Source organism: Streptomyces sp. NPDC041970 (genome assembly GCF_055588985.1).
The window spans coordinates 38,999-65,789 of record NZ_JBVJCD010000002.1 but is presented as its reverse complement, the minus strand read 5'-3'; the positions used below and the strand labels follow the sequence as shown (position 1 = coordinate 65,789).

At 74.5% G+C, this 26,791-nt stretch carries 22 protein-coding genes and 1 pseudogene; 14 read left to right on the top strand and 9 right to left on the bottom strand.

The features are described 5' to 3' along the window. Nucleotides 1-116: 116 nt before the first annotated feature. The 4 genes from ACZ6EJ_RS01570 to ACZ6EJ_RS01555 are packed head-to-tail and all read left to right on the top strand — an operon-like array spanning nucleotide 117 to nucleotide 3,794. The gene (locus ACZ6EJ_RS01570) at nucleotides 117-788 is read left to right on the top strand and encodes a hypothetical protein (RefSeq protein WP_469263707.1); all 672 of its coding nucleotides are present in this window, start codon (nucleotides 117-119) and stop codon (nucleotides 786-788) included. Then, complete coding sequence (locus tag ACZ6EJ_RS01565) at nucleotides 785-1,870, top strand: peptidoglycan-binding protein (RefSeq protein ID WP_469263705.1); 1,086 nt, start codon at nucleotides 785-787, stop codon at nucleotides 1,868-1,870. Before ACZ6EJ_RS01570 ends, ACZ6EJ_RS01565 begins: the two co-directional genes overlap by 4 nt. Beyond that, entirely contained in the window at nucleotides 1,867-2,604 is a 738-nt protein-coding gene (locus ACZ6EJ_RS01560) for an ABC transporter ATP-binding protein (RefSeq protein ID WP_469263703.1), read from the top strand. The genes ACZ6EJ_RS01565 and ACZ6EJ_RS01560 overlap by 4 nt, the downstream gene beginning before the upstream one ends. Beyond that, nucleotides 2,601-3,794 carry an ABC transporter permease gene (locus ACZ6EJ_RS01555; protein WP_469263701.1) on the top strand — a complete coding sequence of 398 codons (1,194 nt, stop codon included), beginning with the start codon at nucleotides 2,601-2,603 and terminating at the stop codon, nucleotides 3,792-3,794. The genes ACZ6EJ_RS01560 and ACZ6EJ_RS01555 overlap by 4 nt, the downstream gene beginning before the upstream one ends. Nucleotides 3,795-3,834: 40 nt before the next feature. Here the strand turns inward: ACZ6EJ_RS01555 and ACZ6EJ_RS01550 are convergent, their stop codons facing one another. After that, nucleotides 3,835-4,737 carry a lysostaphin resistance A-like protein gene (locus tag ACZ6EJ_RS01550; RefSeq protein WP_469263978.1) on the bottom strand — a complete coding sequence of 301 codons (903 nt, stop codon included), beginning with the start codon at nucleotides 4,735-4,737 and terminating at the stop codon, nucleotides 3,835-3,837. A 304-nt stretch (nucleotides 4,738-5,041) separates the two neighbouring features. Between ACZ6EJ_RS01550 and ACZ6EJ_RS01545 the strand changes: the two are divergent. From ACZ6EJ_RS01545 to ACZ6EJ_RS01525, 5 genes and pseudogenes are all read left to right on the top strand, one after another. Next, nucleotides 5,042-5,696, top strand: a pseudogene (locus ACZ6EJ_RS01545) (class I SAM-dependent DNA methyltransferase). Between the two features lie 184 nt (nucleotides 5,697-5,880). After that, a complete protein-coding gene (locus tag ACZ6EJ_RS01540) occupies nucleotides 5,881-6,699 on the top strand; it encodes a GAF domain-containing protein (RefSeq protein ID WP_469263699.1) in 819 nt (272 codons plus the stop codon). A gap of 21 nt (nucleotides 6,700-6,720) precedes the next feature. Beyond that, nucleotides 6,721-7,095 carry a hypothetical protein gene (locus ACZ6EJ_RS01535; RefSeq protein WP_469263697.1) on the top strand — a complete coding sequence of 125 codons (375 nt, stop codon included), beginning with the start codon at nucleotides 6,721-6,723 and terminating at the stop codon, nucleotides 7,093-7,095. 78 nt (nucleotides 7,096-7,173) lie between these two features. After that, nucleotides 7,174-7,965: an SDR family oxidoreductase gene (locus ACZ6EJ_RS01530; RefSeq protein WP_469263695.1), complete on the top strand. Its 792-nt coding sequence runs from the start codon at nucleotides 7,174-7,176 to the stop codon at nucleotides 7,963-7,965. Between the two features lie 134 nt (nucleotides 7,966-8,099). Next, on the top strand, nucleotides 8,100-10,142 hold the full coding sequence (locus ACZ6EJ_RS01525) for a serine/threonine-protein kinase (protein ID WP_469263694.1): 2,043 nt from the start codon (nucleotides 8,100-8,102) through the stop codon (nucleotides 10,140-10,142). Between the two features lie 82 nt (nucleotides 10,143-10,224). On the opposite strand, the gene ACZ6EJ_RS01520 is transcribed toward ACZ6EJ_RS01525, so the two are convergent. Then, nucleotides 10,225-10,710 carry a hypothetical protein gene (locus tag ACZ6EJ_RS01520; RefSeq protein ID WP_469263692.1) on the bottom strand — a complete coding sequence of 162 codons (486 nt, stop codon included), beginning with the start codon at nucleotides 10,708-10,710 and terminating at the stop codon, nucleotides 10,225-10,227. A gap of 55 nt (nucleotides 10,711-10,765) precedes the next feature. On the opposite strand from ACZ6EJ_RS01520, the gene pip reads away from it, so the two are divergent. Both pip and ACZ6EJ_RS01510 read left to right on the top strand, forming a co-directional pair. Further along, the gene (pip, locus tag ACZ6EJ_RS01515; RefSeq protein ID WP_469263690.1) at nucleotides 10,766-11,749 is read left to right on the top strand and encodes a prolyl aminopeptidase; all 984 of its coding nucleotides are present in this window, start codon (nucleotides 10,766-10,768) and stop codon (nucleotides 11,747-11,749) included. Nucleotides 11,750-11,756: 7 nt separating this feature from the next. After that, nucleotides 11,757-11,996, top strand: a complete 240-nt coding sequence (locus ACZ6EJ_RS01510; RefSeq protein ID WP_469263689.1) for a helix-turn-helix domain-containing protein — start codon at nucleotides 11,757-11,759, stop codon at nucleotides 11,994-11,996. A 114-nt stretch (nucleotides 11,997-12,110) separates the two neighbouring features. On the opposite strand, the gene ACZ6EJ_RS01505 is transcribed toward ACZ6EJ_RS01510, so the two are convergent. The 3 genes from ACZ6EJ_RS01505 to ACZ6EJ_RS01495 all read right to left on the bottom strand — a co-directional run bounded on the left by ACZ6EJ_RS01505 (nucleotide 12,111) and on the right by ACZ6EJ_RS01495 (nucleotide 15,267). Continuing rightward, nucleotides 12,111-13,100, bottom strand: a complete 990-nt coding sequence (locus ACZ6EJ_RS01505) for an aldo/keto reductase (protein ID WP_469263687.1) — start codon at nucleotides 13,098-13,100, stop codon at nucleotides 12,111-12,113. Between the two features lie 260 nt (nucleotides 13,101-13,360). Continuing rightward, on the bottom strand, nucleotides 13,361-14,695 hold the full coding sequence (locus tag ACZ6EJ_RS01500; protein WP_469263686.1) for an MFS transporter: 1,335 nt from the start codon (nucleotides 14,693-14,695) through the stop codon (nucleotides 13,361-13,363). A gap of 131 nt (nucleotides 14,696-14,826) precedes the next feature. Next, nucleotides 14,827-15,267: a MarR family winged helix-turn-helix transcriptional regulator gene (locus ACZ6EJ_RS01495; RefSeq protein WP_469263684.1), complete on the bottom strand. Its 441-nt coding sequence runs from the start codon at nucleotides 15,265-15,267 to the stop codon at nucleotides 14,827-14,829. A gap of 132 nt (nucleotides 15,268-15,399) precedes the next feature. Here ACZ6EJ_RS01495 and ACZ6EJ_RS01490 point away from each other — a divergent pair, with 132 nt between their 5' ends. Beyond that, nucleotides 15,400-15,690: a hypothetical protein gene (locus ACZ6EJ_RS01490; RefSeq protein ID WP_469263683.1), complete on the top strand. Its 291-nt coding sequence runs from the start codon at nucleotides 15,400-15,402 to the stop codon at nucleotides 15,688-15,690. Here the strand turns inward: ACZ6EJ_RS01490 and ACZ6EJ_RS01485 are convergent. Then, nucleotides 15,683-17,137 carry an NCS2 family permease gene (locus ACZ6EJ_RS01485; RefSeq protein ID WP_469263682.1) on the bottom strand — a complete coding sequence of 485 codons (1,455 nt, stop codon included), beginning with the start codon at nucleotides 17,135-17,137 and terminating at the stop codon, nucleotides 15,683-15,685. The genes ACZ6EJ_RS01490 and ACZ6EJ_RS01485 overlap by 8 nt on opposite strands. 262 nt (nucleotides 17,138-17,399) lie before the next feature. Between ACZ6EJ_RS01485 and ACZ6EJ_RS01480 the strand changes: the two genes are divergently transcribed. Beyond that, entirely contained in the window at nucleotides 17,400-17,759 is a 360-nt protein-coding gene (locus ACZ6EJ_RS01480; RefSeq protein WP_469263681.1) for a DUF2530 domain-containing protein, read from the top strand. A gap of 273 nt (nucleotides 17,760-18,032) precedes the next feature. After that, the gene (locus tag ACZ6EJ_RS01475) at nucleotides 18,033-20,516 is read left to right on the top strand and encodes a cation-translocating P-type ATPase (RefSeq protein WP_469263679.1); all 2,484 of its coding nucleotides are present in this window, start codon (nucleotides 18,033-18,035) and stop codon (nucleotides 20,514-20,516) included. Nucleotides 20,517-20,631: 115 nt separating this feature from the next. Here ACZ6EJ_RS01475 and ACZ6EJ_RS01470 read toward each other — a convergent pair whose 3' ends face one another. The 3 genes from ACZ6EJ_RS01470 to ACZ6EJ_RS01460 form a co-directional block, all read right to left on the bottom strand. Then, complete coding sequence (locus ACZ6EJ_RS01470) at nucleotides 20,632-21,513, bottom strand: calcium-binding protein (RefSeq protein ID WP_469263678.1); 882 nt, start codon at nucleotides 21,511-21,513, stop codon at nucleotides 20,632-20,634. A gap of 274 nt (nucleotides 21,514-21,787) precedes the next feature. Further along, nucleotides 21,788-24,979: a sacsin N-terminal ATP-binding-like domain-containing protein gene (locus ACZ6EJ_RS01465; RefSeq protein ID WP_469263976.1), complete on the bottom strand. Its 3,192-nt coding sequence runs from the start codon at nucleotides 24,977-24,979 to the stop codon at nucleotides 21,788-21,790. 517 nt (nucleotides 24,980-25,496) lie between these two features. Further along, nucleotides 25,497-26,372, bottom strand: coding sequence for a DUF3027 domain-containing protein (locus ACZ6EJ_RS01460; RefSeq protein ID WP_469263975.1), 876 nt, complete (start codon nucleotides 26,370-26,372; stop codon nucleotides 25,497-25,499). Nucleotides 26,373-26,791: the final 419 nt, after the last annotated feature.

Here is a 26,791-nt window from a genome sequence, read left to right as displayed (position 1 = left end):
GCCGCGCCCCCGCGCGCTCCCCGCCCAGGGGGGCGAACGCCCAGGCCGGGGCATTGTTACGTTCCCATCATGCGGCCATGGACGGGCCATCACGCGGGGCGGCGAACGTACTCCGCATGAACTTCCCCACCACCTCACGCCGCCGCCCCGCACGCTCCCGGACCACCGCCCGGCTCCGCCTGGCCGCCCTCGTGGCCGCCCCCGTCCTCGCCCTCTCCGTCGGCTGCCTCGGCGACGACGGCGAGGGGACGAAGGGGGCCGGCGCCATCGCGGACGTGCCCGCGACGGCGAGCGCGTCCCCGGCGAAGCCCGCGGACGCCGCGAAGACCGGCGCCCCGCCGGCGGGCAAGAGCGCCTTCTACGACGCCCAGGTGGCGTTCGTCCAATGTATGCGCGCCAAGGGCGGCTACCCGGACTTCCCCGACCCCAAGCTCAGCGGCTACCTGGACTGGACGAAGATCAGCGAGATCGGCTCCCAGCCGGGCCGCAACGAGGGCATCAAGGGCGGCAAGGGCAACGCCTGCGTCGACGAGCTCCAGGCGGCGATGGCGGCCGAGCCCGAGCGCGACCAGCAGAAGGCGTACGAGTCGATGCTCGCCCACGCCCAGTGCATGAGGGACAACGGCCTCGACGGGTTCACCAACCCGACGATGTCCGGCGGCAACGTGATCCCCGGCGGCGACCCCAACCCCGCCTCCCCGATCTTCGACCCCGAGTCCCCCGCGTACAAGACGGCCAGGGAGGCGTGCAAGGGCAAGCTCCTCGACGGCCTGGACGGAATGCAGTGAGGCGCGGCACCGCTCTCCTCGCGCTCGGCGCGGCGGCCGTCGCCGCCGCCGCCACCGCGGGGTTCCTCGCCCTCGGCGACGGCGGCGGCGACGCGAGCGCCACCGGCCGCCGCGAGGACCTGCCGCCCGCCACGGCGACGATCGTGCGCACCGACCTCGTCCAGTCCAAGACCGTCGACGGCACGCTGGACTTCGCCCAGCGCCGGGTCGTGAAGTCCCCCGTGCAGGGCACCGTCACGGTGGCCGCCCCCGAGGGGAAGACGCTGACCAGGGGCGAGGCGCTGTACGAACTGGACGACAAGCCCGTCTCCCTCCTGTACGGGCCGGTCCCCGCCTTCCGCGAGATGAAGCGCGGCGACCGGGGCAGCGACATCCTCCAACTGGAGCGGAACCTGCGGGACCTGGGGTACGGGGCCGGGCTGTACGTCGACACGGAGTACGGGCCGGACACCGAGGCCGCCGTCAAGCGGTGGCAGAAGCACCTCAACCGCGAGACCACCGGCCGGGTCGGCCGGGGCCACGTCGTCTTCCAGCCCGGCCGCGTCACCGTGGTCTCCGCCGACGCGCGCCTCGCCGACCAGGTCGCCCCCGACGGCCCGGTCCTCACCGTCGCCTCCACCAAGCCTGTCGTCCGGGCCCGGCTGGAGCAGGGCGACGGGGCGCTCACCGCGCCCGGCACCAAGGTCGAGGTGGCCCTGCCCAGCGGGAGGACCGCGGCCGGGAAGGTCGCCGGGACGGTCCGCCCCGAGGAGTCCGGCGCCGGGGACGGCGCGGAGGTCTCCCAGGAGGGCATCACCGTCGAGGTCGTCCTCGACGGCGGGGCGAGCGCCGCGTCCGGCGAGGACCCCAAGGCCCCGGCGAGCGTCACGTTCGTCAGCGAGGCCCGCGAGGACGTCCTCGCGGTCCCCGTCGAGGCGGTCCTCGCCCTGCGCGGCGAGAAGGGCGGCTACGGCCTCCAGGTCGTCCGGGACGGCGAGGCGACGATGATCCGGGTCGAGACGGGCATGACCGCCGACGGGCGGATCGAGGTCAGCGGCCCGGACGTGCGCGAGGGGCTGAAGGTCGGAGTGGCGGCGTCATGAGAGCCGACGGCCCCACGACGGACCGCCTCCCGCCCGGCGCCCCGGTCGTCGAACTGCGGGACGCCGCCAAGTCCTACCCCGGCGGCGTCCACGCCCTGCGCGGGGTGGACCTCACCGTCCGGCAGGGCGAACTCCTCGCGGTCGTCGGGCCCTCCGGCTCCGGCAAGTCCACGATGCTCAACCTCATGGGCACCCTCGACAAGCCCACCTCGGGCACGGTCCGGGTGGCCGGACACGACGTGTCCGCCCTCTCCGACGCCCGGCTCTCCGCACTGCGCGCCCGCCACATCGGCTTCGTGTTCCAGCACTTCCACCTGGCGGCCGGCCGCGACGCGGTGGACAACGTCGCCGACGGACTGCTGTACGCGGGCGTCCCCCGCAAGGAGCGGCGCGCACGGGCGCGGGACGCGCTCGCCCGCGTACGGCTGGACCACCGCGCCTCCCACACGCCCAACGAGCTGTCCGGCGGCGAGAAGCAGCGCGTGGCCATCGCCCGCGCCGTGGTGGGCGAGCCGCGCCTGCTCCTCGCGGACGAGCCGACCGGGGCGCTGGACACCGCGTCCGGCGGGATCATCATGGACCTGCTGCACGAGCTGCACGCGTCCGGCACCACGATCTGCGTGATCACCCACGACCACGGGATCGCGGAGGCGCTGCCGCGCCGGGTCCGCTTCCAGGACGGCGCCGTCGTCGCGGACATCCGCTCCACCCCCCGTACGGAGGCCGCCCCGTGACCCGCGACCTCAGACCGGCCCGCCTCGCGCTCCGGGACGTCCTCGGCGTCGGCGCGGTCGGCCTGCGCGCCCGCCGCGCCCGCGTGGTCCTCTCGGCGCTGGGCATCGCCATCGGGATCGCGACCATGGTCGCGGTCGTCGGGCTGTCCGAGTCGAGCCGCGCGGACCTGATGGCCCGGCTGGACCGCCTCGGCACCAACCTGCTCACCGCCGAGGCGGGCGACGACGCCCTCGGGCGGACGGTCAAGCTGCCCGAGCACGCCGAGGCGATGGTCGAGCGCATCGGCCCGGTGCGACACGCCACGGCCACCGCCGACGTCGACGCCCGTATCCGCCGCAGCGACGTCGTCCCCCCGGAGCGCACCGCCGGGGTCACCACCCAGGCGGCCCGCCTGGACCTGCTGACCACGCTCGGCGGCGAGGTCGACCGGGGGAGCTGGCTCACCCCGGCCGGCGAACGCCTCCCCACGACGGTCCTCGGCGCGGTGGCGGCCGACCGGCTCGGCATCACCCGCCCCGGCGAGACGATCATGATGAACGACATCCGCGTGGTCGTCGTCGGCATCCTGCGGCCGATCGAGCTGTTCCCCACCCTGGACCGGGTGGCCCTGGTCGGATTCCCGGCCGCCGAACGCCACTTCGGCTTCGACGGCCACCCCACCACCGTCTTCGAACGCTCCACGGACGCCTCCGTCGAGGACGTACGGGCCATCCTGGCGCGCACGGTCAACCCCGGCCAGGAGGCGACCGTCCGGGTCTCCCGCCCCTCCGACGCGCTGGCGGCCAAGGCGGCCGCCGACAAGGGGATGACGACCCTGATGCTGGGCCTGGGCGCGGTGGCGCTGCTGGTCGGCGGGGTGGGCGTCGCCAACACCATGGTCATCTCCGTCCTGGAGCGCCGCCAGGAGATCGGGCTGCGCCGCTCGCTGGGCGCGACCCGCAACGCGATCCGGCTCCAGTTCCTCACCGAGTCGCTGCTGCTGTCGGCGCTGGGCGGGGCGACGGGGGCGCTGCTCGGCGCGGCGGCGACGTACGGCTTCGCGCACGCGCAGGGGTGGACGGCGGTGGTCCCGCCCTGGTCGCTCGCGGGCGGGCTGGCCGCGACCCTGCTGATCGGGGTGGCCGCGGGGCTCTACCCGGCGATCCGCGCCTCGCGGCTGCACCCGACGGTGGCGCTGAACGCGACGTGAGGCGTACGCGGCGGGGGGCGGCCCTCCCCCGCCGCGCGGGTCAGGGCGAGACCCGCGCGATCCCGCGCCGGTCGGCCGTACGGGCCATGATCAGGCAGTACAGCGGGGCGAAGACGAGTTCGAGCACCATGGCCTGCCAGGGGGCGTCGGCGGCGGTCTCGGTGCTCGACAGCTCGCCGAAGCCCGCGGCGAGGCCGAAGGCCAGCAGGTTGTTGGCGACGTGCATGACGACGACCGCCTCCAGCCCACCGGTGCGGATCACCAGCCAGCCCCACCACAGCGCCGAGTAGAGCAGCAGGACGAACCCGGAGAGCTGGCCGAACCCGTGGGCCAGGGCGAACAGCAGCGACGCCAGGACCACCGCGGGCCACGGGGAGCGCACGGTCCGGCCGATCACCTGGACCAGCCACCCCCGGAAGACGTACTCCTCGGCCGCCGCCTGGAACGGCACCAGCGCCACCAGCACGGCCAGGCTGACGAGGAAGGCCGGCCACCCCGGAAAGCCTCCCCCGGACTCCCCCACCGGCTCGTCGCTCCAGGTCCACGCGACCAGCAGCCCCGTCTGGAGGAGCATCAGCGGGAACCCCACGGCGGCGCACCGCCCGAGCCACCCCCACCGCAGCCGCCCGAGGACGGAGGACACGGTCCCGGCCGGCCGCCGCCCCAGGTAGCGCACGCCCCACAGCACGACGGGTATGCCGACCGCCAGGCCGAGGAGCTGGACGGCCGTGTCCGCGAGCGGGTCCTCGAAGAACAGGTCGCTGTCCGGCGACACGGGCCCGGCGTCCAGCAGCTCCGCGACGACGAACCCGGCCACGGAGACGACCACCAGGCCCACCACGAGCAGCACCAGGACGACCACCAGCTCGCCCAGCCACCCGAACCTGCCGCCGTACCCGTTGCGGCCCTGCTCGTCGTACCGCGACCCGCCCGGCGCCCGCACGGGCCCGGTCGCCACCGCCCCGCCCGGCGGCCACGCCCCGCCCGGCGGCGTGGGCCACCCCTGCTGAGGCGGCGCGGGCCACCCCGGCGGGGACGGCTCGGCGGGACGGGGCGGCTCGCCCCAGGGCGGGGACACGTCAGGGTTCACAGCGATGATCTTCCGTGCCGCGCGTGTGCGGGGTCAACGCGTACGGGCCGGGGCGGGGGCTCGTCGAGGGGCGAACGCGGGAAACCCGTTCAGCGCCCATGGCGTTCTGCGAGCGCGCGGGTACCGCCCCCGCGTGAGGACCGGCGAAGGAACCACCGTGCCCGCCCACCACGACGTCGACGCCGAGAGGGAGGTGGGGGACGCCTGCGCCGCCTCCGCCTTCAAGGACGACGCGGAGCCCGGATTCTCCTGGACGCAGTACGCCGGTCACGGCCCCGGAGCGGATCCGCTCGGCGGCGCGCTCCGTGCCGGAGATCGGCTGCGGCACCGGTCGCGCCCTCGCCCACCCGGCCCTCCGGGGCGTGGCCGCGCGCGGTGTCGACCTGTCGCCGGTCATGGTGGCGAAGGCGGCGGCGCAGTGGGGCGGTACGGGCGCGGAGTCCGTGTGCGCGGAGGTGCTCGGCCACCCGGGCGCCGACGAGGAGACGTACGACGCGGTCTCCTCGTCCTTCGGGGCGGCCTGGTTCACCGCCCCCGGCCGCCTCTTCCCGCTCGTCCGCCGGCGCCTCGGTCCCGGCGGCGTCCTCGTCTTCTCCCAGCCGCCGGCCGCCCCCGGCGCGTACGGGCCGCAGGGCATGTACAGGGGCGGGTTCGCGGGCCGGGCCGTGTCCACCTACCGCTACAGCCACCGCCCGGCCGTGTGGGAGCGGCTGCTGACCCGCGCCGGATGCGCCGAGGCCGACGCGCGGGTCCTGGACGCCCCGCACCCCGGACACATCGGCACCCTCATCGTCCGGGCGGTCGCCCCGTGAACCGCGCGGGGGCGGGCGCCAAGGGACCGTGAAGCCGTGCGGCCGTCTGCCCGTGACACCGTGAACCCGCCCGCCGGAGCGGGGAGTTCCACATGGCGCTCCGGGTCGCCCTTCGGGGAGGATGGGCGTCACGCGTACGGGCGTCGGGCGCGGGGGCGGTGCGGCACGGGGTGGTACGGGTCGGATGAGTCAGTGGTTGGCCGCGCGCGGTGTGCACTACCTGTTCCTGCTGTTCTCCGCGGTGCTCGGCGTGTCCGTGGCGGTCGTCTCGGTGTGGGCGGACGGCTCCCAGGGGGACCGGAAGCTCGGGCTGGCCTTCATCGCCGGGGCCTCTGCCTTCGGGGTCGTCGTGATCACCCACCTGGAGAAGCGGCTCGTCGAGAAGGACAGGGAGCGGGCCGAGGAGCGGGCCATCCGCGCGGAGGCGGACATGGCCCAGTTGTACTCGATGAACCTGTTCCCGCTGAGCGAGGCGGTCCGGGAGCTGACCGCCCGCTACACCACCGCCGCGCCGCTGCCCGCCCCGTCCGTCCAGACGGTCGCCGACCTCGACCAGCGCCGGCAGGACGTGCTCCAGCGCGTCCTGGAGTGCGCGGTCGACCTCACCGCGCCCCCGGTCGGCCCGGCGTTCACCCCGCGCGCCCGGTGCACCTTCTACCTCTTCGACCCGGTCGCTGACACCTTCACCAAGGTGCGCGACCACCCCGGCAACCGGCCGCCCCGCACGGTCATCGACCCCGTGGGCGCGGCCCACATGAAGAACGAGATCCTCGGGGGCGGCGGGAAGCCGTTCCGGATCGACGGCAGGCAGGCGACGCGGTCCTACCTGATCCCACCGGGGACGGGGTACGAGGCGGTCATCGCCGTGCCGGTCATCCACGGCACGCGGAAGATCGGCGTCCTGGCGGTGGACGCCCCCGCCTTCTCCGACTTCATCGACGCGCACGTGCCCCTCATGCAGTCCCTGGCCAACGTGCTCGCCTCGGCCTACGCGCTCAAGTGACCCCGGTTAAGGAGGCGCCTCGTGGCGCGGTGGAACAGGCGGCGCGAACCCCTCCGGGCGTCTCCGGACGGGCCGCCGATGCCCGAGGCCATGGAGGGCGTGCCGCAGGACGCGTGGAACGTCCTGCGGCGGCGGGAGTACGCCCGCCACCGCGCCCGCGAGGCGGCGCGCGTCCGGGTGCGGGCCGAGCTGGCGCGCCCGCGCGAGCAGGCGCTGTCCCACCTCACCGTCGCCTCGGTGGCGACGGCGGTGTTCGGGGCGTCCGCCCTCGCCCTGCTGGTCATGGGGGCCGGCTGGTGGAGCCTGGCGCCGGTGGGCCTGCTGCTGCCGGCGGTGCTCACGGGGGTGTACTTCGGGCTCGTGGCACGCCGGACGGACGCACCCCCGCCCTCCTGAGGACGCGCCCCGTACGGCCCGATCCGGGCGGCCCGGAAAGCCGTTGACGTACGCCGGTCCGTCACGAAGGATCGCCGCGTGACGACCGACGAGCACCCCTCCCCCGCGCCGTCCCGCCCCCTGGCCCTGGTCACCGGCGTCGGGCGGAGCGTCGGCATCGGCGCGGGCATCGCCCGGCGGTTGGCGGCCTCCGGCTGGGACGTCGCCTTCAGTTACTGGACGCCGTACGACCGGCGCATGGCGTGGGGGGTCGAGGACGGGGCCGCCGCGGCCGTCGGGCGGGAGTTGGCGGAGGCCGGGGCCCGGTGGGCGGCGGTCGAGGCGGACCTCACCGACCCCGACGCCCCGGCCCGGATCTTCGACGAGGCCGAACAGCGCCTCGGGCCGGTGACCGCGCTCGTCCTCTCGCACGCGGAGTCGGTGGACTCGGGGCTGCTGGACACCACCGTGGAAACGTTCGACCGCCACTTCGCGGTGAACGCCCGCGCCAGTTGGCTGCTGATCCGCGAGTACGGGCTGCGCTACCGGGGCGCCCGCGACGCCGTGGCGGGCCGGATCGTCGCGCTCACCAGCGACCACACGGTGGGCAACCTCCCGTACGGCGCGAGCAAGGGCGCGCTGGACCGGATCACGCTGGCCGCCGCGCACGAGCTGGCCCGCCTCGGGGTGACCGCCAACGTCGTCAACCCCGGCCCGGTGGACACCGGGTGGATGAACGCGGAGCTGCGCGAGACCCTCGCGGCCCAGACCCCGCTCGGCCGGCTCGGCACCCCTCGGGACACCGCCGACCTGGTCTCCTTCCTGTGTTCGCCCGAAGGGCAGTGGATCAACGGGCAGTTGCTGAAGAGCAACGGCGGCCTGGCCGGGTAGCACCCCGGCCGACCCCGCGCCGCGGGCGCGGCCGACGCCCGCGGGCGGGGTGCGAACCGGCAGGTCCTTCGAGGCGTCAAGAGGTGGGGGAAGCGTCTACTCTGACGTGGTCCATGGAGTGCACAGGGGGTCGTATGCACAACGAAGACGAGGCTGGCAGAGCGGGCCACGGGACCACCGGAGAGCCCGACCGCTGGGAGGGCGACGACCTCAGCAGCACGGACGGACGCACTCCCGGACCGCCGCGCGACGCTCCCACCGCCCCCGCCCTGGTGATCGACGGCCGCTACGAGCTGCTGGAGACGATCGGCAGCGGCGGCATGGGCGAGGTCTGGAAGGCGTACGACCGCCGACTGCGCCGCCACGTCGCCGTGAAGGGCCTGCTCGACCGGAGCGCCATGACGGCGGGCACCAAGAAGGCGGCCCTCCAGCGGGCGCGCCGCGAGGCGGAGGCCATCGCCAAGATCGAGCACCAGAACGTGGTGACGGTCCACGACCAGGTCGAGTCCGACGACCAGGTCTGGATCGTGATGAAGCTGCTCGACGCCCGCTCCCTGGGCGACCTGCTGCGGCGCGAGCGCATCCTCTCCGTGCCCAGGGCCGCGGACATCGCCCTCCAGATCCTTCGGGGGCTGCGGGCGGTGCACGGCGCGTCGGTCGTCCACCGCGACGTGAAGCCGGGCAACGTGCTCGTACGGGACGACGGGCTCGCCATCCTGGTGGACTTCGGCATCGCCACGTTCGAGGGCGCCGACCGGGTCACCCGCACCGGCACCGTCATCGGCACGCCCCCCTACCTGGCCCCCGAGCTGTTCGCCCCCGCGTCGCCGGGGCCCACGCCCGCCTCGGACCTGTGGGCGCTGGGGATCACGCTGTTCGAGATGGTCGAGGGGCGGGTGCCGTTCGGCGGCGGCGAGGTGTGGGAGGTCCAGGAGAACATCAGGCAGTACCCCGAACCCGCCCTGCGCTACGCCGGTCCCCTCGCCCCGGTCGTCCAGGGGCTGTTGGCCACCGACCCGCGCCAACGGCTGGACGCGGCCACGGCGGAGGTGATGCTCCGCGAGGTCCTCGGCGACCCGAGCGCCCCGCACGCCGCCCCGGTCCACGCCGCCGCCCCGGCGACGCCCCTGCACCCGCCGACGCCCGACCCGACCGCGCCCCGCCCCGCGCCGCCTCCCCCGCCGCCCGCACGGGTACGGGCGGCCTCGGGCGCGGAGGGCGGCCGGTTCGGACGGTGGAAGCTGGTGGCGGCGGCGGTGTGCGTCGCGCTGCTGGCCGGCACGGGCTGGATCGTCGCGCAGGGCGACGAGGCCGAGGGCGGTTCGGGCGGCCCCGCCGGTGCGCAGGGCCAGGGCAAGGGCGGCGCGACGCCGCAGAAGCGGTGGAAGGACGACGACAACCACGCCGTACTCAAGGTCGGCGTCAAGGCCGACCAGCCCGGCCTGAGCGTGCTGGTCGACGAGAAGACGAAAACGTACCGGGGGTACGACGTCGACATGGCCTATGCCATCGCCGCGAAGATGGGCTACACGCGGGACGAGGTGCTGTTCGTGAAGGTGGAGACCGACAACCGGAGCAGCAAGCTCGAAAGCGGGGAAGTGGACCTGGTCATCGCGTCCTACAGCATCACGACCGACCGCAAGACGGCGGGGCCCGGCGAGTACAGCGTCGCATTCGCCGGACCGTACTACAGGCCGGGCCGAGGCTTCCTGGTCCGCCAGAAGTCGGCCAAGTACACGCTCAACGATGCCAGCGACCTCGAGGAGCAAAAGGTCGAGGTGTGCACCGCGCGGGACTCGATCTACGAGACGGACCTGCCCAAAAAAGGCTTCGTCATGGCGAAGACGCAGCCCAACACTTACCAGGAGTGCCTGATCCGGCTGCTGGACAAGAGGTCGCGCGTCTACGCCGTGGCCTCGGACGACATCATCCTCGCCGGATACGAGAAGGCCAATCCGGGCAAGGTGCGGCGGCTGGAGTCCCTCGGGGGCGTGGAAGGGTACGGCGTGGGGATGCGCCCGGAAGACCGGGGACTGAAGCACGAGGTGTGCTCGGCGCTGAAGGACATCTTGCAGGGGGAGGCGTGGACGGACATGTACACCGAGCACCTGGCCGCCCTGTTGGGCGCCCCGAGCCCGCCCGTCCGCCCGAACCCCACGGAGTGCAAGGCCCCCTGACACCGGCGGCGCGCGCCACCGGCGTACGGGAACCCTCCGGCGCACGCGCCGCCCGCCGCCCCGGCGCACGCGCCCGCCCGGCTCACCGCTCCGGGAAGCGCTCCCCGCACCGGCTGCAGAAGACCGGCGCGGGGTCCGGCGACAGCCGCCCGCACTCCGGGCAGACCCGGTCCGCCATGCACGGCCCCTCGCCCCCCTCGGGCGCCCCGCCCGGCGGCTTGACGGAGAGGCCGGGGCGGCGGCGGTGGACGGTGAGGTACGCCAGCCCGTCCGGGCCCGCCGCGAGCGCGCGCCGGGAGGTGCGGGGCAGCCAGACGACGGCCCCCGCCGCCAGGTTGAGGACCCGGCCGCCCGTACGGACGCTGCCCGCGCCCGCCAGCACGACGAGGAGCACGTCCAGCACGTCCTCCTGGTGCTCGCCGACCTCCGCGCCGGAGGGCAGGCGCACCACGTTCGCGTCCAACTCCCGCCCCGGCTCGGCCAGATGCCACAGCGCGCCGCGCCGGTCGGGAGCGGCGGAGGCGAGGAGCCCGTCCAGGGCGGCGAGGATCGAGGGGGTCGCGTTCACGGCGTCCAGGCTACGCCGCTGCCGTAGGCTGACGCCTCACGACGGGAGGGCCGGGGTGGACAGGGAATCGGACGACGCGGTGTATCCGCCGATCGAACCGTACGAGAGCGGCATGTTGGACGTCGGCGACGGCAACCACGTGTACTGGGAGGCGTGCGGCAATCCGGCGGGGAAACCGGCGCTCGTGGTGCACGGCGGGCCCGGCTCGGGCTGTTCCCCGCGCTCCCGGCAGTACTTCGATCCGGACCGCTACCGGGTGGTCCTCTTCGACCAGCGGGGCTGCGGCCGTTCGACGCCGCACGCGAGCGACCCGGCGACGGACATGCGGCACAACACCACCGCCCACCTGATCGCCGACATGGAGCGCCTGCGGGAGCACCTGGGCATCGACGACTGGCTGCTGTACGGCGGTTCCTGGGGCTCGACCCTGATCCTGGCGTACGCCGAAACGCACCCTGAGCGGGTCACGGAGGCCGTCATCGCCTCGGTCACCACGACCCGCCGCTCCGAGACCGAGTGGCTCTACCGGGGCGTCGGCGCCCTCTTCCCCGAAGCCTGGGCCGCCTTCCGCGCGGGCGTCCCCGAGGCGACGGACCCCGCGGAGCTGGTCGCCGCGTACGCCCGCCGCATGGAGAGCCCGGACCCGGAGGTGCGGGCACGGGCCACGGTGGACTGGTGCGCCTGGGAGGACGCGGTCGTCTCCACGGAACCGCGCGCCAGCCCGCCCCCGTACAGCACCCGCCCCGAACGCGCCCAGCAGGCGTTCGTCCGGATCTGCGCCCACTACTTCGCGCACGGCGCCTGGCTGGAGGAAGGCCGGCTCCTGCGCGACGCCCACCGCCTGGCCGGCATCCCCGCCACCCTGGTCCACGGCCGCCTCGACCTCGCCAGCCCCCTGACGACCGCCTGGGAACTCGCCCGCGCCTGGCCGGACGCCCGGTTGACGATCATCGACGACGCCGGCCACCTGGGCGGCGCGGCCACCCGCCGAGCGGTGCTGGCGGCGCTGGACGCGTACGCGCGGAGAGCCGGCCGCTGAAGCGTCGATGAGTGTGCGGACGCTCAGCCGGCGCTCCCTCCACGAGACCGGGACGACGCCGATGCGCCGGCCGGCGGCCCGGAGGCCGCGGCTCGCGCGGCGGCTGTCGGAGCAGACCGGCGAGCCCGTGGACCGGGTCGCCGTCCGGGCCGGCTTCGGCACGGGGACCGCGCCGCGCCGGCACGTCCGGGAGGCGCTGGGCGTGTCCCCGCGCGCGTACCGCGACACGCTCCGCGGGACGGGGTGAGCGCGCGGCAGACGACGCCTCCGCCGGGCGGACCCGGCCGGGCCCCGCACCGGCGGGGGCGGCCCCGCAGGCGGTGCGGCCCCCGGCCGGGCCGGGCCACGGCGCTCCCGCGTCCTACCAGGCGAACGCCTCCGGGGACGGGCCCGGACCGGGGAAGATCTCGTCCAGGCCGGTCAGGACGTCCTCGGGGAGGTCCAGGTCCAGCGCGCGCAGGGCGCTGTCCAGTTGGTCGGCGGTGCGCGGTCCGACGATCGGGCCCGTGACGCCGGGGCGGGTCAGGAGCCACGCCAGCGCCGCTTCGCCGGGCTCCAGGCCGTGCTTGTCGAGCAGGTCCTCGTACGCCTGGATCCGCGAGCGGACCGTCTCGTCGGCCAGGGCGTCGGCCGCGCGGCCCGAGGCGCGGCGGCCGCCCTCGGTCGTCTTGCGGATGACGCCGCCGAGCAGGCCGCCGTGGAGCGGCGACCAGGGGATGACGCCCAGGCCGTACTCCTGCGCGGCCGGGATGACCTCCATCTCGGCGCGGCGTTCGGCGAGGTTGTAGAGGCACTGCTCGCTGACGAGGCCGAGCGATCCGCGGCGGGCGGCGGTCTCGTTGGCCTGGGCGATCTTGTAACCGGGGAAGTTCGAGGAACCGGCGTACAGGATCTTGCCCTGCTGGACCAGGACGTCGATCGCCTGCCAGATCTCCTCGACGGGCGTGTCACGGTCGACGTGGTGGAACTGGTACAGGTCGATGCGGTCGGTCTGGAGGCGCTTGAGCGAGGCGTCGACCGACCGGCGGATGTTCACGGCGGAGAGCTTGTCGTGGTTCGGCCAGGCCGGGCCGTCGGCGGCCATGTTCCCGTACGCCTTGGTGGCCAGGACCACCTTGTCGCGGCGGCCGCCGCCCTGGGCGAACCAGGTGCCGAGGATCTCCTCGGTGCGCCCCTTGTTCTCGCCCCAGCCGTAGACGTTGGCCGTGTCGAAGAAGTTGAGACCCGCGTCGAGCGCGGCGTCCATGATCGCGTGACTGTCCGACTCGTTGGTCTGCGGGCCGAAGTTCATCGTCCCGAGGACGAGCCTGCTGACCTTGAGTCCCGTGCGTCCGAGCTGTGTGTACTCCATGATCTCCAGCCAACTCCTTCGGCACCGCTCCGGGCAAGTGCTCTCCGCAAGGCGTCATGCGCCGAAGGCGGCTCCCACGGCGACGACGACGAACATCAACACGAGCACGGCCGCCATGAGGCGGTTTCTGGTCTTCGGGTCCACCCTTCGAGCGTAACGGCACCGCTCTCCGTGCCCGCGCCCAGCCTCGTGCCCCGCGACCGCGAAGAGAAACCGCCCTCCCCCGGACCGGGGAAGGGCGGTGTCGCGTGCCGGGCGTCCTACGCCGCCGTCGCCAGCTCCTCACGCGGGACGAAGCGGACGTGCGGGCGGCCCGGACGGAGGTCGACCTTCAGGCGGAGGCCGCCGACGCGGGCGAGGGCGAAGCCCACGGCGAGCGCGGCGACCACCGATATCGCACCGCCGGCCGCGAAGCCGACGCGGGCGCCGTACACGTCGCTGATCCAGCCGACGATCGGGGCGCCCACCGGCGTGCCGCCGGCGAAGACCATCATGTACAGGCTCATCACCCGGCCCCGCATCTCCGGGTCGGCGGCCATCTGGACGCTCGTGTTCGCGGTGATGTTCGTCGTCAGGCCGAGCATCCCGATCGGGACCAGCAGGATCGCGAACAGCCAGACCGCCGGGGACAGCGAGGCGGTGATCTCCAGCAGGCCGAAGGCCGTGCCCGCGATCACCAGCGTCCGCAGCCGCGAGGAGCGCCGCCGGGCCGACAGCAGCGCCCCGGCCAGCGAACCGGCCGCCATCAGGATGTTGAAGAACGAGTACATCCCGGCGCCGCCGTGGAAGACCTCGTCGGCGAAGGCGGTCAGCCAGATCGGGAAGTTGAAGCCGAACGTGCCGACGAAGCCGACCAGCACGATCGGCCAGACCAGCTCGGGGCGGCCGCGGACGTACCGCAGCCCCTCGCGGAGCTGCCCCTTGGCGCGGGGCACGGTCACCGAGGCGTGCAGTTCGCTCGTCCGCATCAGCAGCAGGCAGGCGAGCGGGGCCAGGAACGACAGGCCGTTGAGCAGGAACGCCCAGCCGCTGCCGACCGTGGTGATCAGGACGCCCGCGACGGCGGGGCCGATGAGGCGGGCGGACTGGAAGTTCGCCGAGTTCAGGCTGACCGCGTTGCGCAGGTGCGCCGGGCCGACCATCTCGGAGACGAACGACTGGCGGGCCGGGTTGTCGACGACGGTCACCATGCCGAGCAGGAAGGCGATCAGGTAGACGTGCCAGACCTCCACGACCCCGGACAGGGTCAGGGCGGCCAGCGCGATGCCGCACAGGCCGAGCATGGCCTGGCTGACGAGCAGGATCCGCCGCTTCGGCAGCCGGTCGGCGATGACGCCGCCGTAGAGGCCGAAGAGGAGCATGGGGAGGAACTGCAGCGCCGTCGTGATGCCGACGGCGGTGGCGGAACCGGTGAGGCTCAGCACCAGCCAGTCCTGCGTGATGCGGGACATCCAGGTACCGGTGTTGGAGATCACGGCGCCCGTGGCGAACAGGCGGTAGTTGCGGATCTTCAGCGACGAGAAGGTCCCGCCGGTCGTGCTCTCGTGGGTGGAAGTCGGTGCGGGGGCGGAGTGTGCTCCGGGTCCCGTACTCAAAAGGGTTCGCCTCCTCGTGGCGCAGGGGTCGTACGGTCCGACGAGGACGTGACGACGGGCGCTCCGGGGGTGATCGTCTCCGGACCGGCTGTTCTCAACCGGTCCGGCACCCTGCCGGCGCGCCCGTGGGGTCACAGGTGGGCGAGCTTCTCCAACACGGGCGCCGCGGCCCGCAGCGTCGCCCACTCGTCCTCGTCCAGGCCCTCGGCGAGGTGCGCCAGCCAGGCGTTCCGCTTGGTGCGGCTCTCCGCGAGCATGGCTTCCGCCTGCTCGGTCTGGCTGACCCTCTTCTGCCGACGGTCATCGGGGTGCGGTTCCAGCCTGACCAGTCCCTTCGCTTCCAGCAGCGCGACGATGCGGGTCATCGACGGGGGCTGTACGTGCTCCTTGCGGGCCAGCTCACCGGGGGTGGCCGAACCGCAGCGGGCGAGGGTGCCGAGCACCGACATCTCGGTCGGGCTCAGCGACTCGTCGACGCGCTGGTGCTTCAGTCGTCGGCCCAGCAGCATCACGGCGGAGCGAAGGGAACTCACGGCGGCCGCACTGTCGCCGTCGTGGATCAGGTCAGGCATGGTCGTTAGCATAACTCATTACCCATTCTAAATACCACCTGACATCCGCACATGAGACCGCGATCACCCGAACGAGTGAGTCGGCAGCGGAAAATGACGTCCGGAGCGCTCCGCGGCGGCGACCCTGCTGGCATGGGATCGACAGTGCTCAGCCTGCGGATGGACGGTGAGCTGCTCGACCGGCTCCGGCAGCACGCCGCGAAACGCGGAATGAGCGTCCAGGACTACGTGGTCCGGACGCTCATGCGCGATGACTTCGACGAACGCTTCAAGGCGGCCGTCGACGAGACGGAGAGGTTCTACGGGGACGGGGCCGGGGCCGGGGAGCCGGGCGAGGGGCGGGGCCCCCGCCCGGCCGGGAGCGGTCCTCCGGGCCGGGCGGGGGAACCGGGCGGCGCGGCGCTGGCGCCGCCCGTCACGTGAGGCCGAGCGCCGGCATCGCGTAGTAGAAGACGAACACCGCCGAGACCGCGTACATAGCCACGGGGACCTCGCGTCCCCGGCCGGCGGCCAGGCGCAGCACGGAGAAGGCGACGAAGCCGATGCCGATGCCGTTGGTGATCGAGTACGTGAACGGCATCATCACCATCGCGAGGAACGCCGGGATCGCGAGCGTGAAGTCGCTCCAGTCGATGTCCCGCACCGACCCCGCGATGATCAGGAAGCCGACCGCCAGCAGGGCGGGGGTGGCCGCCTGGGACGGGACCATGGTCGCCAGGGGCGTCAGGAACAGCGCCACCGAGAAGAGCAGGCCGGTCACCACGCTCGCCAGCCCGGTACGGGCCCCCTCGCCGACGCCCGCCGTGGACTCCACGAAGCAGGTGGTGGCGGAGGAGGAGCTGCCGCCGCCCGCGGCGACCGCGAGGCCGTCCACCAGCAGCACCTTGTTGATGCCGGGGAAGTTGCCGTCCTGGTCCATCAGCTTCGCCTCGTCGCCGACGCCGAGGATGGTGCCCATCGCGTCGAAGAAGCAGGACAGCAGCACGGTGAAGACGAAGAGGACGCCGGTGAGCACGCCGACCTTCTCGAAGCCGCCGAAGAGGCTCACCTCGCCGAGCAGGCCGAAGTCCGGCGCGGAGACGGGGTTGCCCGGCCACGAGGGCGTGGTCAGCCCCCACGCGCCCTCGGGCAGCCCGGCCACCGCCTCGATGACCACGGCGACGACCGTCATGGCGATGATCGAGATGAGGATCGCGCCGGGGACCTTGCGCACGATCAGCGCCAGCGTGAGCAGCGCGCCGAGGACGAAGACGAGCACCGGCCACCCGTTGAGGTGCCCGTCGCCGCCGAGCTGGAGCGGGACGGTGGTGAGGGCGGCGTCCGGGATGCGCGAGACGAAGCCGGAGTCGACGAGGCCGATCAGCAGGATGAACAGGCCGATGCCGATCGCGATGCCCTTGCGGAGCGACCGCGGCACGGCGTTCATCACGCGCTCCCGCAGCCCCGTGGCGACCAGCAGCATCACCACGACGCCCGCGAGGACGACCATGCCCATCGCGTCCGGCCAGCTCATCCGGGGGGCGAGCTGGAGCGCGACGACGGTGTTGACGCCGAGGCCGGCGGCGAGCGCGATCGGCACGTTGCCGATGACGCCCATCAGCAGCGTGGAGAACGCGGCGGAGAGCACGGTGGCGGTGACCAGTTGCCCGTTGTCGAGCTGGTGGCCGTACATGTCCTTCGCGCTGCCCAGGATGATCGGGTTGAGCACGATGATGTACGCCATCGCGAAGAACGTGGCGAACCCGCCGCGCACCTCGCGCGCGACGGTCGACCCCCGCGGGGAGATCTTGAAGAACCGGTCCAGGCGGCCGTGGGGCTGGGGAGCCGAGGGCTGGGGCGCGCCGGCCGGAGCGGTGGCCGAGGGGGGCATGGGTGACCTCAGTCGTACGTAGGGGGGTGAGACACGGGGTGGGCGATCAGGCCAAAGGCGATCGAATTTGGACGTTCAGACGAACAAAACGAGCCAGCCCAAAGCAGATTCAGTATGAATACATCAAGCGAAGATCGCTATCTCCGCGCGTAGACCCGTGTGCCGCCTGGACCTCCGAACGCCTCCGGCCCCCGCTCGGAGGCGTCCGTGGGCCGTTCCCGGCTCCGGCCCCCCGGATCGCCCCGCTCCGTACACTGAACGCATGGAGAAGTGGACACCGCAGCACGAGGCGCCCGAGCCGCTGGAGGGCCCCGTCGTCGCCACCGTCGTCGGCGGCACGATCCTCTGGTTCGTCCTCTTCCTCGCCCAGCTCCCGTTCTACGGCTGGTTCGCGGACCGCGGGCACACCTGGTGGGTGTGGACCCCGCTGGCCGGGGCCGGCCTCGGGCTGATCGGCATCTGGTACGTCCGCGGCCGCGACGCCGCCCTCAAGCGCCACGCGGCCCAGGCCGAGGCCGAGGCGTCCGGGGCCGGTGGGACGCCGGGGGCCGCCGGGGGCTCCGAAGCCGACGCCTCGCACAGCGCGCCGGGCGGCGGCGAGCCGGGCGGCCGCAACGCCTGACCCGGCGCCGTACGACCGGCGGATGCCGCCCTCGCACGACCGCCAGGCCGCCTCCCGACGACCTCGGGATCCTTTCCGTACGACCACGGGGTCTCCCCCGCCCGCGCACCCGCGGGGCTGCCCTCCCGTACGACCACCGGGCCGCCTCCCGTACGACCTCGGGCTCCTCTCCGTACGACCTCGGGTCCGCGCCGCCCGCACGGCCTCCCTCCGAGGTCGGGTTTCCGCCGATCCGGCGGGTGATCCTCCGCCCGCCCCCGTACCGTCGGAACCATGACGCAGCGGGCACTCGACTCCTCCGGGGGGCAGGACCCCCGGCCCTCCCGGCCGGGCATCGACGCGGGGGCGGAGCTCGATCCCGTGCACCCCGTGGAGCTGCCGCGACCGGCCCGCCGGGCGGGGGGCCTCACCGCCGCCGAGGTCGCCGAGCGGGTCGACCGGGGCGAGGTCAACGACGTGCCGGTGCGGTCCTCGCGCTCGGTCGCGGAGATCGTCCGGGCCAACGTCCTCACCCGGTTCAACCTGATCATCGGCGTCCTCTGGGTGATCATGCTGTTCGTCGCGCCGATCCAGGACAGCCTCTTCGGCTTCGTCATCGTCGCCAACACCGGCATCGGCATCGTCCAGGAGTGGCGGGCCAAGAAGACGCTGGACAGCCTCGCGCTCATCGGCGAGGCGAAGCCCGCCGTGCGGCGCGACGGGGTCGCCGCCGAGGTCTCCACCTCGGAGATCGTGCTCGACGACGTGGTCGAGCTGGGCCCCGGTGACAAGGTCGTCGTGGACGGCACGGTCGTCGAGTCCGACAGCCTGGAGATCGACGAGTCGCTGCTGACCGGCGAGGCCGACCCGGTGGTCAAGCGGCCCGGCGACCCGGTGATGTCCGGGAGCTTCGTCGTCGCGGGCGGCGGCGCGTTCGCCGCCACGAAGGTGGGCCGCGAGGCGTACGCCGCCCAGCTCGCGGAGGAGGCGTCGCGCTTCACGCTCGTCCACTCCGAGCTGCGCAGCGGCATCAGCACGATCCTCAAGTACGTGACCTGGATGATGGTGCCCACGGCGATCGGGCTGGTCGTCAGCCAGCTCGTGGTGCAGGACGCCGACTTCAAGGACTCCGTCGCCCGGACCGTCGGCGGCATCGTCCCGATGATCCCCGAGGGCCTGGTCCTGCTCACCTCGGTCGCCTTCGCCATCGGCGTCGTCCGGCTGGGCCGCAAGCAGTGCCTGGTGCAGGAGCTGCCCGCCATCGAGGGGCTGGCCCGCGTGGACGTGGTCTGCCTGGACAAGACCGGCACCCTCACCGAGGGCGGCATGGACGTCACCGAGGTCCGGCCGCTGAACGGGGCCGGCGAGGCGTACGTACGGCAGGCGCTGCGGGCGCTCGGCTCGTCGGACCCGCACCCCAACGCCAGCCTCCAGGCCGTCATCGACGCCTGTCCGGCGGACGGGGGCGGGGACGAGAGGGAGAGCGGGGCGTGGACGGTCACCGGCGCGCTGCCGTTCTCCTCGGCGCGCAAGTACAGCGGCGCGGCGTTCGAGGAGGGCGGCGGGGCCGCCTCCGCCTGGCTGCTCGGCGCGCCCGACGTCCTCCTCCCGGCCGCGGACCCCGTCCTCACCGAGGTCGAGCAGCTCAACGAGCAGGGGCTGCGGGTGCTGCTGCTGGCCCGCGCGCGCGGCGGACTGGACGCGCCCGACGTCGCCGCCGGGGCCGAGCCCGCCGCCCTGGTCGTCCTGGAGCAGCGGTTGCGGCCCGACGCGGGCGAGACGCTCGGCTACTTCGCCCACCAGGACGTGGCCGCCAAGGTCATCTCCGGCGACAACGCGGTCTCGGTCGGCGCGGTCGCCGGGAAGCTCGGCCTCGCGGGCGCCGACACCGCCCTGGACGCCCGCCGACTGCCCGCGGACCCGGACGCGATGGCCGCGGCCGTGGAGCGGCACACGGTCTTCGGCCGGGTCACCCCGCGGCAGAAGCGGGACATGGTGGCCGCCCTCCAGGCGCGCGGCCACACGGTCGCGATGACGGGCGACGGTGTGAACGACGTGCTGGCGCTGAAGGACGCCGACATCGGGGTGTCGATGGGGTCCGGTTCGGAGGCGACCCGCGCGGTGGCGCAGATCGTGCTGCTGAACAACAGCTTCGCGACGCTGCCCTCGGTCGTCGCCGAGGGCCGCCGGGTGATCGGCAACATCACCCGCGTCGCCACGCTGTTCCTGACCAAGACCGTGTACTCGGTGCTGCTGGCGATCCTGGTGGTGTGCTCGCGGGTGGAGTACCCGTTCCTGCCGAGGCACCTGACCCTGCTGTCCACGCTGACCATCGGCGTGCCCGCGTTCTTCCTGGCGCTCGCGCCGAACAAGGAGCGCGCCCAGCCCCACTTCGTGCGCCGCGTGATGCGGTACGCGATCCCCTCGGGCGTCATCGCGGCGGCGGCCACCTTCACCACGTACCTGGTGGCGCGCTCGCACTACGCGGGGGCGGGCGCGCTCGCGGCGGAGACGAGCGCGGCCACGCTGACGCTGTTCCTGGTCTCGATGTGGGTCCTGGCGATCATCGCCCGCCCCTACACCTGGTGGCGGGTGGGGCTGGTGGCGGCGATGGGGCTCGCCTTCCTGGTCGTGCTCGTCGTGCCGTGGCTCCAGGACTTCTTCGCGCTGCGGCTGGTGGGCGCGCCGATGCCGTGGACGGCGGTCGGCATCGCGGTGGCGGCCTCCGCCGCGCTGGAGTTCGCCTGGCGCCGGGTGGGGCGGCGGGCCGCGGTCTGACCGCGGAGAGGCCCCCGAGGGGAGGAGTTCCCTCCCCTCGGGGGCCTCTCGGCGCGCGGCCGCTGTCGCCCCGTCACCGCACGCAGGTCACGTCCCGCAGGTCACGTCCCGCAGGTCACTTCACGTCGACGAAGTCGCCGGCGGCCGAGACGGCCGGGGTGGTGGACGTGCCGGCGAAGCTGTAGCGCCAGTAGCCGTCTACCGACGCCTTGACGGTGGTCTTCAGGGCGCCGGTGGAGTTCGACTTGATCGTCTTCACCGTCGTGTAGCTCTTGGCGCCCTTCTTGCGGAACTGGAGCTTCACGGGCTGCTGGGTGTAGCCCTTGTACGTCCCGGTGTCCCAGTTGGCGCGCGACAGCTTGCCGGTGACGGTGAGGGTCTTGCCCTTCTTCACCGGCTCGGGCGCGGCGTTCACGGTCAGCTTGGAGTGGCGCTGGACGCGGGCCGTGCCCTGCGTGTCGTTCCAGACGAAGTCGTCGTCGCGACCGGTGGCGGCGAGCGCGCCCGCGGCCACCTTCCAGGTGCCCGCCAGGCTGCTGGTGTACAGGTCGTCCGAGCGCGGGTCGACCGTGATCGTGACCGTGCAGGTGGACGTGGTCGGGTCGGCCGACACCTTGCAGTTGCCGGTCTCCTGCGTCGGGCCGAGGAAGCCGTCGGCCTCGTCGATGTGGCCGTGCCACAGGTAGGCGAACGCGTCGGCGATGCCGGACGGCGAGGAGGCCGTGACCGCGATGGTGAACTTCTTCTTGGCGTCCGTACCGACCACGATGTCCTTGCCGCCGTTGACGACGACCTTCTTGATGACGGGCTTCTCGATCGCCCGCGCGACACGCCGCTCAGCGGGCGCGGGGGCTCCGGCCTCCGCGCCGAACACGTCGGCGCTGGACGGCAGATCCACGCCCGCGCCGGGCTTCTCGTCGGCCTGGACGGCCGGTACGGCGAGAACGGAGAGGGCCAGGGCGCCGGAGACGGCGGCCACAGTGGCACGAATACGCATGTGTCCCCAAGTGGAGAGGGGGTCCTGGGGCCTGTCGTCCGCCCGGCAGGACCCAGGTGGTTCACGAGCCTGTTGGCTCGTCGGTCAAGACCCGCCACGCAAGTGAATGGTTGTACGAATATATGCCCCTTACGTGAAGGCCCCCGACCGGCCTCGACTGCCCCGCCGCACGGGCCGGCCCCGGCTGCCCCGCCGCACGGGCCGCAGGACGACGGAGGCGCCAGCCCGCCGAAGGGGCGGGGAGGCGCCGCCGCCCCCGCCCCCGCCTCCGCCCTCAGTCGAACCAGCGGTCCCGCGCCAGCTCGTCCGTGCGCGACGGGTCCTCCAGCAGGGCCGCGACCTCGAAGCGGCGGGGCCACTGGCCGGCCGCCCAGGCCAGGCCGGCCGCCACGCCCTCCAGGGTGGCGGCGTGCACGACCCCGTCCGGGGTGCGGCGCCAGTCCAGCTCGGCGCCGCCCGCGCGGAGTTCGCCGTGCTCGACGTACGTCTGCGGGACACCGGGGCCGAGCAGTACGCGGACCGCTTCCGGTACGCGGCGCTCCTCGCCCTCCCCGGCGACCTCGGCCCGCACGCTCTCGCTCAGCCGCCGCACCTGGAGGAGGTCGGCCAGCTCCGCCGCTCGGGCCGGGGCGACCGGGAGCAGCGGCAGGCCCGCCGTCAGCGCCAACACGTCCGGGGCGTCCGCGATCACGGCGTCCGCCGCGTCCACCACCCGCACCTCGTCGTCCACCACCGCGCGCAGCTCGTCCGGCAGCGTCACCTCGTCCGGGTCGAGTTCGGCCAGCGCCGTGTACAGCGCGTGCAGTTGTACGGGCGTGACCGGGCGCTCCTCGTCGGCCAGCCGGCCCAGCAGCTCCGCCGCCCCGCCCGGCTCGTCCAGGAGGGCGGCGACCGAGGTGCGCACCCCGAGGGCCCGCAGCACCTCGGCGTCGTCGAAGCCGGTGGCGTCCACCGCGTCGTAGAGCCCGGTCAGGCGCGGGTCGCCGCCCGCCGCGCGCAGCCCGGCCGGGCGGCGGCCGGCCAGCACGGGGTGGTCGCGCAGCCACCACGCGGTGTACGGGCGCACCGAGCGGCTCGTCCCGTCCGGGAGCAGCACCCGCACCGGCTGCGTCAGCGCGTCGCGCAGCGGCGGCCGGGCCAGCAGGGCGAGGGCCTGCGGCCAGGCGTCGTCGTCCACGAGGTCGAGGTCGCGCACCGCGACGATCTCCGTGGCGACGGGCGGCACCGGGGTCTCGGGCAGTTGGTCGAGGAGGTCCTCGCACCAGACGTCGACGGCGTCCAGCAGCCCGGCGTCGTCCGGCTCGGCGAAGTCGCCGTCGCGGGGCTCCAGTTCGTCCGGGTCCAGGACGACGTCGGTGGCCCGTACGAGGGCGAACCCGGCGAGCACCCCGCAGGCGGTGAGGGGGGCCTCGCCCCAGCGTCCGGCCAGCTCCGCGTCGCACAGGGCGAGTTCGCCCGCGCGCATGACCTGGGCGAACGGGCTTCCGGGCAGCACCAGCTCACCGGCGGGGGCCGGTTCGCCGTCCTCGTCGGGCAGGGCGAGCGCGCCGAGCCACGGTTCGTCGCCGGGGGCCAGCTCGGCGTCCCGGACGAGGGTCAGGACGGTCTCGGCCAGTTCGTCGGCGTCGAGCGCGTCCTCGTCCCAGACCTCCCCGGCGTCCAGCGATCCGGCGACGGCCGCCCGCACCTGGGGGGTCCTCAGCACGGCGAGCGGGGTGGCGGGCAGCGCCCCGAGCTTCTCCAGCAGCGGGTGGACGGCGTCCGGGTGGGCGACCTTCAGCCCGAGCCGGGAGAGACGGCCGAGGACGGACCCGGTCGGTGCGCCGGGGAGCGGCAGCAGGACCTGGCGGGGCCCGATCGTGGTGCGCGGCGGGCGGTCCGCCCGCTCGTCGGGGTCGCCGGCGAGCGGGACCGGGAGCCCGGTGAGGCGGTCGGGGTCGGTGCCCGCGAGGCTGTCGTAGAGCCGGCGCCACCAGGCGGGGTCGCGCTCCAGTCCGGCCAGGCGGTCGATCGCCTCGGTCAGCGGGACGCGGGCGACCCCGAGCGCGCGCAGCTCGGTGCGGCGCTCCAGGCCCGCCGGCAGCAGGCAGGGCAGCACCTCCGCCAGGACGCGTACGGTCGCGGCTCCGACGCCCTCGACGATCTCGGCCTCCACCGGCCGCAGCGCGGCGGCGTCCGGCCGCTCCCAGTCGAAGCGGTCGGCCTCGGGGGCCGCCGCCGGCTCCGCGGCGGGCTCCAGGAACGCGACGCGGGGCAGCCGCTCCAGGATCGCGGCGCGCAGGGCCCCGTCCAGCGCGCCCTGCCCGAGCGGGCCGGGGACCAGGTCGACGGTGCCGGTCGACACGGGGCGCCAGTCGCCCAGCAGCTCCGCGTACGCGTCGGCCGCCCGCTCGACCAGGAAGTCCGTCAACGGCCCCGGCGCGGGGTGCCTGCGGGTGGTGTCCAGCGGCAGGGAGGCGATGAGCAGGGCGGGGACGCCGAGCGGTTCGTCGGTGGGCGTCGGCGCGTGGACGACGGGGGCCGTACGGGGGCGGAGCGGGGCCCCCGACTCGTCCACGGGCACCGCCCAGGTCACCGACCAGTGCGGGCGCAGCCGCTCCTCGACGGGCCGGTCGGCGAGCAGGGCGGGCGCGACGGGGCCGTGGCGGCGGACCGTGCGCCAGCGGTTGACGCCGTGCGCGGAGTCCTCGACGTGCGTGTACGGGCCGTGGGCCGAGCGGCCCAGGGTGCGCACGCCCTCCGGGGTCTCGATGACGACCTCGTCGAGGCCGGGCAGGGTGAGGAGCAGCGCGTCGTCCACCGCGGCGAGCAGCCGGGCCACCAGGTCCTCGGCGGCGCCGTCGCGCAGCGGCAGCACCACGACGGTGTCGTACCCGTCGGGTGCGGAGCCCTCGGCGGGCAGCGGGAGGCGCAGCAGCGGTACGTGCCCGTCGCGGCGGCGCAGCTCGTCGCCGAGGCCGGGGCTGCCGACGGCCGCCCCGCGGGCCAGCTCGCGCGCCTCGGCCAGCGACCAGCGCACGCCGCCGTGCCGGCCGAGCACCACGGGCTCGTCGCTGACGGCGAGGACGGCGGCGAACCCGACGCCGAACCGGCCCACCGCGGACTCGTGGCCCTCGCGCTTGGCGGAGGCCCGCAGGGTGCTCAGGGACTCCACGCCGGTGGCGTCGAGCGGCGCGCCGATGTTCGCGGCGGCCAGCACGCAGCGGCCCTCGGGGTCGCCGGGGACGGCCGGGTGCAGGGTGAGGCGCAGCCGGCCGGGGACCCGGGCGCGGGCGGCGGCGTCGGCGGCGTTCTGGGCCAGCTCGACGACGAGGCGGTCCCGGTAGCCGCCGAGCGCCAGGTCCTCCTCGGCGTTGGCGTCCTCCCGGAACCGGGCCGGTCCCGCCCCCCAGGCGTCGAGCACACCGCGCCGCAGCCGTGCCGTCCCGAACGGGTCGGCCCCCTCGGCTCCTTCGGTCGCCTTCATGCTCACGCTCTCGACTCCGCTCTGTGTGCCGGTGGGCGCGCGCACGGACTCCGCGGGCACCCGTGCCGCCCAGTGTGCGCCCGAAGGTACCGCGAGCGTCGGAAACGGCCCGCCCGGCGGTGGCACTGGGGGGCGCGTCGGGCGGCGATCCGGCCGGTCCGGGGGCACATCGGCCGGTCGCTCCGGGCGGTCCTGCGATCACGCCGGGCGGCCGCGTCGGGCAGTCCGGCGGTCACGTCCGGCGCTCACGGCGGGCAGTCCGGCGGCCAAGCGGATCTCCGGCGCGTCCGGCGGTCAGGTCCGGCGCACGTCCGAGCGGTCCGGCGGTCACGTCGAGCGGGCCCCGGCCGGTCCGGCGGTCACGTCCGGAGGCCGCATCGGGCCATCCTGCGCCCGGTCCGGCGAGCACATCCGAGGTCCACCGACCACCGCGTACGACGAGGTTCCGGCCGGCCCACCGAGCACGTCCGGCGGACCTCCGACCGGCCCGGCCGGGCGGCCGGGCCGCCGGGCCGGATCAGGAGTGGCCCAGGTCCTCCGCGGTCCCGTCCGCCTCCTCCGGCACCGAGCCGCCGTCGCGCTCCGGACGCAGCGAGTAGGCGTCCACCCGCATCGTGTCCAGCGCGTGCGGCGCGGGCTTCGGGGGCGTCGGCATCACCGCGGCCTCCGAGTGGCCGCCGCAGCCGTACGCCAGCGACACCACGTGGCCGTCCGCGGGGCCGAACTCGTTCGCGCACACCCCGAAGGCCTGCTTCAGCGAACCGGCCATCGGGATCAGGAAGGCGCAGCTCACACAGGTCGCCGGGGCGGCCTGGGCCATCGGCGTCTTGGGGCCGAACGCCTCGTCCCAGCGGTCGGCCGCCGCGTACAGCCCGTACCGGGACAGCACCCGCGCCCGGCGCGTGCCCAGCTCGTCGGCGACGGCGGCGATGGACCCGCGGCTGGTGGCGGCCACCGGCCGGTCGGTCAGCTCGGCGTCCTCCGCGTCGACCAGCTCCGCCAGCTCCTCGGAGACGACGGAGTTCGGCGGCGGCTCGTCCTCGCCGGTCCAGCCGGGCTCCAGGCGCAGGTCCTCCGCCTCGGTGGGCAGCAGGTCGCCGGGGCCCAGGTCGCCGGGGCGCAGCCGCTCGCTCCACGGCACCCACTCGGGGGCCAGGAGCGCGTCGGCGCCCGGCAGCAGCACCGTCTCGTCCAGAGTGACGTTCTTGGCGCGGGAGGCCCGCGCCACCGTCACCGCCCAGCGCCAGCCCCGGTAGCCGGGCTCCCGCGCCTCGAAGTAGTGCGTGACGACCCGGTCCCCCTCGGAGACCACGCCGAGATGCTCACCGACCACTCCGGGCGCGGCGGCCTCCTCGGCGGCCGCGCGCGCGAGGTCGACCGCCTCGGCGCACAGGCGGTCGGGAACGGGGGTACGGGCCGTACGGCTTCGCGTCGTCGCACTCACAGGTCTTCGCTTCTCTCCATACGCCAGTCTCACGAGCGCGCCGGCTACTGCACGATTGCCGTGTCGGCCAGACAGATGCGGGCGGAGCGGACCTGGGGGCCGCGTCGACGTCCACACCCGTTGTGCCTGCCTCGGGCGCGCCTTCTGCCACCCATTCTGCGGGATCGACGAGAGGCGCGCGGCCAAGAACAACCGCCGGTGGCGCGTTACGCACGCTACCCTCTCCGCCGCTCCGCGCCCACCTGCCCGTCCCAAACGTGCCGTATCCGTCCCCGCCGGCGCCGTCCCGAGCCCGCGGCGGCGCGAGGCGCGGCGGTGACGGCGGCGGAAGCGCCGGCGGCTGGTCCGACAGGGCGTCCGGCGCGCGT

What these genes read in the sequence shown, in the direction of transcription:
- ACZ6EJ_RS01570 (WP_469263707.1), top strand. Translation starts at nt 117, where the DNA reads ATGAACTTCCCCACCACCTCACGCCGCCGCCCCGCACGCTCCCGGACC.
- ACZ6EJ_RS01560 (WP_469263703.1), top strand. Translation starts at nt 1,867, where the DNA reads ATGAGAGCCGACGGCCCCACGACGGACCGCCTCCCGCCCGGCGCCCCG.
- ACZ6EJ_RS01540 (WP_469263699.1), top strand. Translation starts at nt 5,881, where the DNA reads ATGAGTCAGTGGTTGGCCGCGCGCGGTGTGCACTACCTGTTCCTGCTG.
- ACZ6EJ_RS01525 (WP_469263694.1), top strand. Translation starts at nt 8,100, where the DNA reads ATGCACAACGAAGACGAGGCTGGCAGAGCGGGCCACGGGACCACCGGA.
- ACZ6EJ_RS01510 (WP_469263689.1), top strand. Translation starts at nt 11,757, where the DNA reads ATGAGTGTGCGGACGCTCAGCCGGCGCTCCCTCCACGAGACCGGGACG.
- ACZ6EJ_RS01505 (WP_469263687.1), bottom strand. Translation starts at nt 13,100, where the DNA reads ATGGAGTACACACAGCTCGGACGCACGGGACTCAAGGTCAGCAGGCTC.
- ACZ6EJ_RS01495 (WP_469263684.1), bottom strand. Translation starts at nt 15,267, where the DNA reads ATGCCTGACCTGATCCACGACGGCGACAGTGCGGCCGCCGTGAGTTCC.
- ACZ6EJ_RS01490 (WP_469263683.1), top strand. Translation starts at nt 15,400, where the DNA reads ATGGGATCGACAGTGCTCAGCCTGCGGATGGACGGTGAGCTGCTCGAC.
- ACZ6EJ_RS01485 (WP_469263682.1), bottom strand. Translation starts at nt 17,137, where the DNA reads ATGCCCCCCTCGGCCACCGCTCCGGCCGGCGCGCCCCAGCCCTCGGCT.
- ACZ6EJ_RS01480 (WP_469263681.1), top strand. Translation starts at nt 17,400, where the DNA reads ATGGAGAAGTGGACACCGCAGCACGAGGCGCCCGAGCCGCTGGAGGGC.
- ACZ6EJ_RS01475 (WP_469263679.1), top strand. Translation starts at nt 18,033, where the DNA reads ATGACGCAGCGGGCACTCGACTCCTCCGGGGGGCAGGACCCCCGGCCC.
- ACZ6EJ_RS01470 (WP_469263678.1), bottom strand. Translation starts at nt 21,513, where the DNA reads ATGCGTATTCGTGCCACTGTGGCCGCCGTCTCCGGCGCCCTGGCCCTC.
- ACZ6EJ_RS01465 (WP_469263976.1), bottom strand. Translation starts at nt 24,979, where the DNA reads ATGAAGGCGACCGAAGGAGCCGAGGGGGCCGACCCGTTCGGGACGGCA.